This is a genomic window from Lysinibacillus sp. NPDC097231 (genome assembly GCF_044761885.1).
Taxonomy (GTDB): domain Bacteria; phylum Bacillota; class Bacilli; order Bacillales_A; family Planococcaceae; genus Lysinibacillus.
Map to the genome: position 1 here is coordinate 21,645 of NZ_JBIWDH010000050.1, position 6,488 is coordinate 28,132.

General features: G+C 33.6%; 10 protein-coding genes. 1 reads left to right on the forward strand and 9 read right to left on the reverse strand.

Annotated elements, in window-relative coordinates; genetic code table 11:
- Positions 1–379: 379 nt before the first annotated feature.
- The 4 genes from ACIQXF_RS21395 to ACIQXF_RS21410 all read right to left on the reverse strand — a co-directional run bounded on the left by ACIQXF_RS21395 (position 380) and on the right by ACIQXF_RS21410 (position 2,923).
- Positions 380–967, reverse strand: a complete 588-nt coding sequence (locus ACIQXF_RS21395) for a TetR/AcrR family transcriptional regulator (protein ID WP_402787364.1) — start codon at positions 965–967, stop codon at positions 380–382.
- A gap of 349 nt (positions 968–1,316) precedes the next feature.
- Positions 1,317–1,715 (reverse strand): cytidine deaminase family protein, encoded by a 399-nt coding sequence (locus tag ACIQXF_RS21400; protein ID WP_402787367.1) that lies wholly within the window; start codon positions 1,713–1,715, stop codon positions 1,317–1,319.
- A 359-nt stretch (positions 1,716–2,074) separates the two neighbouring features.
- Positions 2,075–2,608 (reverse strand): dihydrofolate reductase family protein, encoded by a 534-nt coding sequence (locus ACIQXF_RS21405; RefSeq protein WP_402787370.1) that lies wholly within the window; start codon positions 2,606–2,608, stop codon positions 2,075–2,077.
- A 144-nt stretch (positions 2,609–2,752) separates the two neighbouring features.
- Positions 2,753–2,923 carry a hypothetical protein gene (locus ACIQXF_RS21410; protein ID WP_483869737.1) on the reverse strand — a complete coding sequence of 57 codons (171 nt, stop codon included), beginning with the start codon at positions 2,921–2,923 and terminating at the stop codon, positions 2,753–2,755.
- Positions 2,924–2,997: 74 nt separating this feature from the next.
- Between ACIQXF_RS21410 and ACIQXF_RS21415 the strand changes: the two genes are divergently transcribed.
- The gene (locus tag ACIQXF_RS21415; RefSeq protein ID WP_402787373.1) at positions 2,998–3,306 is read left to right on the forward strand and encodes a hypothetical protein; all 309 of its coding nucleotides are present in this window, start codon (positions 2,998–3,000) and stop codon (positions 3,304–3,306) included.
- Between the two features lie 79 nt (positions 3,307–3,385).
- Here the strand turns inward: ACIQXF_RS21415 and ACIQXF_RS21420 are convergent, their stop codons facing one another.
- The 5 genes from ACIQXF_RS21420 to sigY all read right to left on the reverse strand — a co-directional run bounded on the left by ACIQXF_RS21420 (position 3,386) and on the right by sigY (position 6,156).
- Positions 3,386–3,634, reverse strand: coding sequence for a hypothetical protein (locus ACIQXF_RS21420; protein WP_402787376.1), 249 nt, complete (start codon positions 3,632–3,634; stop codon positions 3,386–3,388).
- A gap of 184 nt (positions 3,635–3,818) precedes the next feature.
- Positions 3,819–4,010: a cysteine-rich KTR domain-containing protein gene (locus tag ACIQXF_RS21425; RefSeq protein WP_402787379.1), complete on the reverse strand. Its 192-nt coding sequence runs from the start codon at positions 4,008–4,010 to the stop codon at positions 3,819–3,821.
- 87 nt (positions 4,011–4,097) lie between these two features.
- On the reverse strand, positions 4,098–4,898 hold the full coding sequence (locus tag ACIQXF_RS21430; RefSeq protein ID WP_402787382.1) for a CPBP family intramembrane glutamic endopeptidase: 801 nt from the start codon (positions 4,896–4,898) through the stop codon (positions 4,098–4,100).
- Positions 4,899–5,294: 396 nt separating this feature from the next.
- On the reverse strand, positions 5,295–5,639 hold the full coding sequence (locus ACIQXF_RS21435) for a YxlC family protein (protein WP_402787385.1): 345 nt from the start codon (positions 5,637–5,639) through the stop codon (positions 5,295–5,297).
- Positions 5,620–6,156 (reverse strand): RNA polymerase sigma factor SigY, encoded by a 537-nt coding sequence (sigY, locus tag ACIQXF_RS21440; RefSeq protein WP_402787388.1) that lies wholly within the window; start codon positions 6,154–6,156, stop codon positions 5,620–5,622. The genes ACIQXF_RS21435 and sigY overlap by 20 nt, the downstream gene beginning before the upstream one ends.
- Positions 6,157–6,488: the final 332 nt, after the last annotated feature.

Consider the following 6,488-nt stretch of genomic DNA (forward strand, 5'->3'; position numbering starts at 1 on the left):
CATAAATGGAGTTCTCCTGTGTGATGGTGAATCAATTTAGGCGTTGACACTCATACATCATACAAGAGGGCTTTTCTCTTTTTAAGCTCCCGAAAATCCTTCTAATAGGAATGCTCCTAAAATATGAAATAAGAACACCCCAGTTAGATATAGATCCCCAAAAAAACCAGAATAGAAATTCCGATACAAATTTGTCCGCAAATTCTTGCTTTCTTGTTTTATCCACTTTTTTATGTAAGACAACTCCAATCACAAGCAAAATTATGCTGACAGCAATATTTAAAATAATGAATAGTGGTGCTAATGTTTTTCAAAAATCCAGAAAGCCTTCAAAAAATTCTTAGCCAACTTCTTTTGCCTCCATTGATTTTTTCTCTCTTTATTCAAAAATTGTATCTATCGTACTATTTAATAGAAATTCAAATACTTCAAAACGGTCATAAGCAAGTTTATCTTTCATTGTCACTATAAATAGCATGGAACTTATTACAGCATATGCTTTTTCTTTTTCAACTTTCAGTCTGAGTCCTGCAAGATCAATGGTCTCGTAGAAAAAAGTTACGCTATCAAAGTGTAGTTTTTCGATACGGTCTTTAGGTATTTTGTTTAAAAAGGCTAAGAAATCTGGAGTTCCCAGGTCATATAGAAATGGTGATTTATCAAATTCTTTAAAATGCCATTTCATGGCACTAATAAAACCAGCTTTGCCCCTTTCACTATTAATAATTTCTTGCAAATTGCTTTTTAACCTATTTTGCACGCGCTCTAAGGTGTCGCAAAACAAATCCTCTTTAGCCGAATACAATAAATAAAATGAGCCTGTTGATATTCCTATTTTTGCTGTTAATTCACCAATACTTGTTTTTTTGTAACCATGTAATGCCCAACTCCGCTCACATTCAGTACAAAGCTTTGTTCTTAGCTCAACTTTTTCTTCATCAGAAAAGCCTTTTGGTCCTTTTGCCATCCATTGCACCTCCTTATTTTATTATGAATTAATTTATTTTTTAATTCATAATAAAATAATACTCTCTCTTGTATTATCTGTCAACTGGTGTATTTTTTTAAAATAATTAACATAATGCTTAAAAAATAGATGAGGCTGGGACAAAAAGAAAAAATGTTAGACCAAGATACAATCGGTCTAACATCTGTATTAGCTCACTCTCTATGTCTTACTTATTTTTATAGTTTTATAGTAAACTTTCATTTGATCTTCCAGTAATTCTTGGTGTACAATGCCTTGGTTCTTTCTAAGAATCAATAACTTCTAGCTAACCTTTCCATTGCATGGAAATTTCCACTATTATAATCAATTACCATTCTCTTCCTCTATTGGTTTTCCAGTCATACGGCAAAATCTCTTTCAATAAAACAAACGTGCCATTTTCAACCTCTACAGCAGCTTCTAAGTTTTCTTTTGAAAGCTGACTGATCAACTCACGGCACCGTCCACATGGTGGGACAGCATTTCCTTCCGAATCAACTGCTACAAAAGCTTTTATTTGATATTCGCCATTCTTCAACATGTCAGCAACTGCTGCATGCTCTGCACAAAAACCCATGGAACAAGCTGTATCTATGCTAATCCCTGTATAGATATTACCATCTACAGTTTCAATGGCTGCACCAACACTTCCGTATTGAATAAAATCATTTAACTCTGTAGGTGAAGTAACTGCAGTTGCAATCTTTTTTAATTCTTTATGATTCATAAGTGTCAACCACCTTTTCTAGAAATATGACATCGATTGAGTAAGGCATTAACTGCCTCAAAGACGATAGTCAATGCCTCAGTCATTAAAAATCTACATTCTTTTTTGGTGGGTTTTATGATTTCATCAGCAGTACTCGCTGAAAAGCATCCTAAATTCGCATCAAAAAATAGAATATAGTAGTTCTAATTGTCGTTTAATATTATCAATCCTCATTATTAAATAAGCCATACCATTTTACTATGTCAACTCTTGTCATAGTAAAAGTAGAGAGACAACTTCACTCACAGGCAAAGTTGTCCTAATTAGTGTTGTAATACGAAAAGCATTGTTTATGGAATCTATTGTACAACCAAATACTATTTCTTGTCTTGCTTCACTTTATAATGCATCTGTACAAACTGACCATACCGTTTTGTATCGATTAAAATTAAATTGATTTGTGGATTTTTTTCTTTAAACAACGGAATGCCAGAGCCAAGGATATGAGGGGTAACCGTAATAATATACTCGTCAATTAAGTTTTCCTTTATAAAGGCATCAAGTATACCTGCTCCACCGACCATCCATATTTTAGAACCCTCTTGTTCCTTTAACTTTCTCGTAAACTCTACTACGTCTTCATTGACATATTCTACATACTCATTTGTACCTTTCTCCGAATTGCTGAAAACGTAGCATTTTTTACCGGGATACGGAAATGATTCTGAATTTTCCATTACATAATCGTAAGTCTTTTTCCCCATGATTGTTGTATCGATAGATTGATACATTTCTTCATATCCTGCATCACCTTCTCCTTCTGTGTCAGTTAACCATTGTAAGTCATTATCTTCCTTTGCAATAAATCCATCTAAGCTTGCAGCAATGTATAAAACTACTTCACGTGACATACTTTAATCTCTCCTTGTATCTTTATACTTTCCTTATTGATTAAGGAACAAAACTATACTAACCATAAAACATGACAAGTAATGGCATGTTTTATTAAAAAGTAGAAATTTTTATCTTAACAATTACAATGAATAGCTTCAATATTATCTGTTATCAACAAATTGCACGTTCGGATAAGCACCATCTTGATGAGCGTGAAAATATTGCGTTTCTACCACCACACCACCATCAGGTTCAATTAATCCACTAGTCAATGCACAACTCAAACATTCAACCTCTACCGTTTTTCCGTTTGATAATGTAATTTTTCTCACAGATAGTCCCCCTTAAAACATTAGGGATATTATAATATAGGCCCTTTTCTACTTAAACTATGCAGCCCCGTTAGTTGAAGAACATCTTTTCACAATATTCACCAGAGAATCCTCATCTTCCTTCGATAAAATTTCATTCCAACATCTTATTAGCAAGTGTTTTAACAATTGAATTAACAAAGGCATATAAATTTGCAATGGAGGCATTTACTGAGTTTAGTCGTGATGGGAAAATTGATATTAATCTTTCTGAATTAAATCCAAATGATATTTCTGAACATTTATATGTAAAAAGAATTCAATCAAGCTTAAACAATCTTCGCTTTGCTTGGGACAAACTTAAACAATACAAAGACGTTGCACTAACATGGTGCGTTTGTTGAAGTACATTCATATCTAAAGATAAAAAGGGAGCTGAGATTATATTTCTAGCTCCCTTTAGTCTGTATTTGTTACAAGTCCTTAGTTGATTTTTTTAAGGAAATTACTTGTGGCATCACTGATATCTGTAACATTAGTTTGATAGAATCCATGAGAGCCATCAATAATTTGGGACTCAGCATTTGCACCAAGTCGATTTAAGTGATTTTTTTGAATCTCTTCTCCATCTTTTACTTGTTTTTGAGAAACTGAGGATATTAGTTTCAATACAGGTATTTCTGAAGGGAAGACTACGCTGTTTACCTCATTGACATTGTCATTTAAACTCAAAGCCTGATTAATGATCGTATCGTTGACAACATGATAAGAAAATAATTTATGATCACTGATTTCTTTTTCGGTAACTGTTTGATCAGAAGGTAGCAGCCCATTGATGATTTGATTAAATCCAGTTGCTTGAAGTAACGTATTAAAACCATATAGGATTTAAATTGAGGTTAACATATATCTCAATTTATCGGCTCTGCGTCTTAGCGTCTGGCTCTTTAACTATGATAATTTTAAATTTTTTTATGTTTACTAAACTTTCTTGTTTACATTTTGGACAGTAAAGAGGAAAACTAATTAATATTGTATTCGCATATACTTTAGTGCGTGTTTTTGAACTACAAATTGGGCAGTATATCCATTTGCTTTTTTCACTCATATACCCTTCTCCTTTCCTGTCTAGCTCCTCATATAGTTATATTTTACACAAGCAAATTTTCAAAGTGTATATGCACCATATATATTTTTACATAAAAAAGGAGACAATCAACATTAGAAAATTCATGGCAATATGAGCAAACATATGTGCAAGCATCGCAAGTTCTAGATTGTGCTTCCAATAAATCCAGCCAAAGAAGAAGCCGGGTAAACCATTCAATAAGATCATTCGGAACCAAATGAATGCGGTCATTTCTGTCACACTTGCAGTTCCACTATAATGACCTATTGCAAATAATAATGCGCTAACAAATATTGCAAGGATAAAGACCCAGTTCGAAGGTTTTGCTGATTTTCGATCAAATAGTTTCCAAAAAATAAAAACCAACAAGCTCATAAACCCAAAACGCATTAATAGTTCCTCAACAATCCCTCCGTAGAGTAAAGCTGCTAAAAATTCTATTGCATTATAAGGATGTATTAGTTCTTTTAGACCCTCCGGCAAGAGTGGGAATAAAAGATAATCGAATCCTCTTATAACAACTCCTGCAATCGAACCGAGTATGATAGCTAGTTTAATACCTTTTATCCACTCTGACTTTGACTTTTCTCTAGCATTCGGGTGCATAATCACAGATTTTAAACCAACTTTATGAGCAGTAAAAAAACCTATAACAAGAGCAATGATTAAGAAAATATAATTGGGAAGTGTGCCAAGTAAGGCTAACATTTCAGGTGATCCTGAAATCCCCATCATTTCCCTCGCTTGCTCTAATTGGGCCGGGTTTGTCGATAGTGTCGATAGTGCCTTAAGATATAAGGGAACGAATGCAATGATTCCAAGCAAGAGATAAATGAATAGTCCTTTAACACTTTTTTGCTTTGTCATAAGTAACCTCCTTGATTTCAGTATAAGATTCATATAAATATCAATATTTGTTTTATTTACTATAAGACTCTATTAAACAGTTCATTCTTGTTTCCCTCCTCCAAATTGTTTATTCACCCTTAATACGATTACGTTCGACTAATCGTTCACTTACGAAAAACCAAATAAAAAAATCTCAGGAATTTGATCCTGAGACCTTTCTTTTAAATATTTTTCTTACAAAAATAAGATAGATAATAAGATAAGTTGGAAATGTAATAAGGCCTAAAAAGCCCCATAGCCAAGCATTGTGTCCCCTCTTCCGTGCATCCCAAAACATCCATGAGCTCTGACAAATCAGAATGAATGCAATCACGACGCATAACCAAAGCGGTGTGCTACTTAGTTTGTTTGAGATCATTCATTACTGACCTTCTTTCTAGTTTTGTTAAGAGCTAAGGGCAATAAGATAATCCCCACAAGCTGAAAATAAAGAAAAAGAATTGGCTGACGATAAACGACAGCAGTCCCAACCGAAAGCACAAATACTGCAACAGAGATAAACGTGAGGAGGTCTTTCCATTGTTTTTTTCGTATTCTTTTTTTCTCTAATTCAACATTCTGTTGAAACCATTGTAAGTTTGGAGTAGATACTGGATTCCATTGATCCAGTTTTTCTAAACCATCTATTAATTGCTTAACCGTTAATTCATCTTCATCATCCAACATAGAATTACTATTTTTAGAATCGTACTCCTTCAAGTTCAGCCAACTCCTTTCGTACACTTTTTAGACCATTTGAAACTCGTGATTTTACTGTTCCTTCTGCAATGCCCATTATTTTTCCAATTTCCTTATATGAATATCCGTAATAATGCTTTAACACGATTGGCATACGTATTTCTTCATTAATTTGAGCAAGTACATCAAGTACATCAGTCCATTCTTCGTTCATAATGGCTGCATTCCATTTCATTTTCCGGAGCGCTTGTTCCTGCTCTAGCCAGTTTTTCTCCCGCTTCTTTCTACGCTGTTGATCGATAAAAAGGTTCGTTGCGATTGTGATGAGCCATGAGGAAAACTTGGATTCACCATTATACAGATGGATTTTTTCAATACACTTTATCATCGTCTCTTGTGTTAAATCTTCTGCGATTTGTGGATGAAGGGTAACTTTCATTAAATACTTTACGAGGAACGAATAATTCTGTTGTAGCAGTTTCGAAAGAGCCAATGTATCTCCCTTTTTCGCCTTTCGAATTAAATCCTTTTCATCCATGAGATCTACTCCATACAATAATGATTTATATGTAATACGACTAACTGGGGAAAATCGTTCATTTTCAAAATAAAGAATCACAACAATTAGTATTTTTTAAGTTTACTTGAAAGTTATATATTTCCAAAAACCAAAGTATTGTTGCTCATTCAACGAGTTCAGAATACTTGTTTAATTATTATAGTATTATCAAACTACTCACATGTTTTGTTTAAGTAGAAAAAGGCTCTACTCCTTATTAAAATGTACCCTATAAGATAGACACTTAAAAAAAGTCTCTCTTACAGGGTACTTTTATTTATAATGAACATAACAACTAGATGGAGCAGAAC

Coding starts and splice junctions, on each gene's coding strand:
- ACIQXF_RS21405 (WP_402787370.1), bottom strand. CDS start 2,608: ATGTCACGTGAAGTAGTTTTATACATTGCTGCAAGCTTAGATGGATTT.
- ACIQXF_RS21395 (WP_402787364.1), bottom strand. CDS start 967: ATGGCAAAAGGACCAAAAGGCTTTTCTGATGAAGAAAAAGTTGAGCTA.
- ACIQXF_RS21400 (WP_402787367.1), bottom strand. CDS start 1,715: ATGAATCATAAAGAATTAAAAAAGATTGCAACTGCAGTTACTTCACCT.
- sigY (WP_402787388.1), bottom strand. CDS start 6,156: ATGGATGAAAAGGATTTAATTCGAAAGGCGAAAAAGGGAGATACATTG.
- ACIQXF_RS21425 (WP_402787379.1), bottom strand. CDS start 4,010: ATGAGTGAAAAAAGCAAATGGATATACTGCCCAATTTGTAGTTCAAAA.
- ACIQXF_RS21430 (WP_402787382.1), bottom strand. CDS start 4,898: ATGACAAAGCAAAAAAGTGTTAAAGGACTATTCATTTATCTCTTGCTT.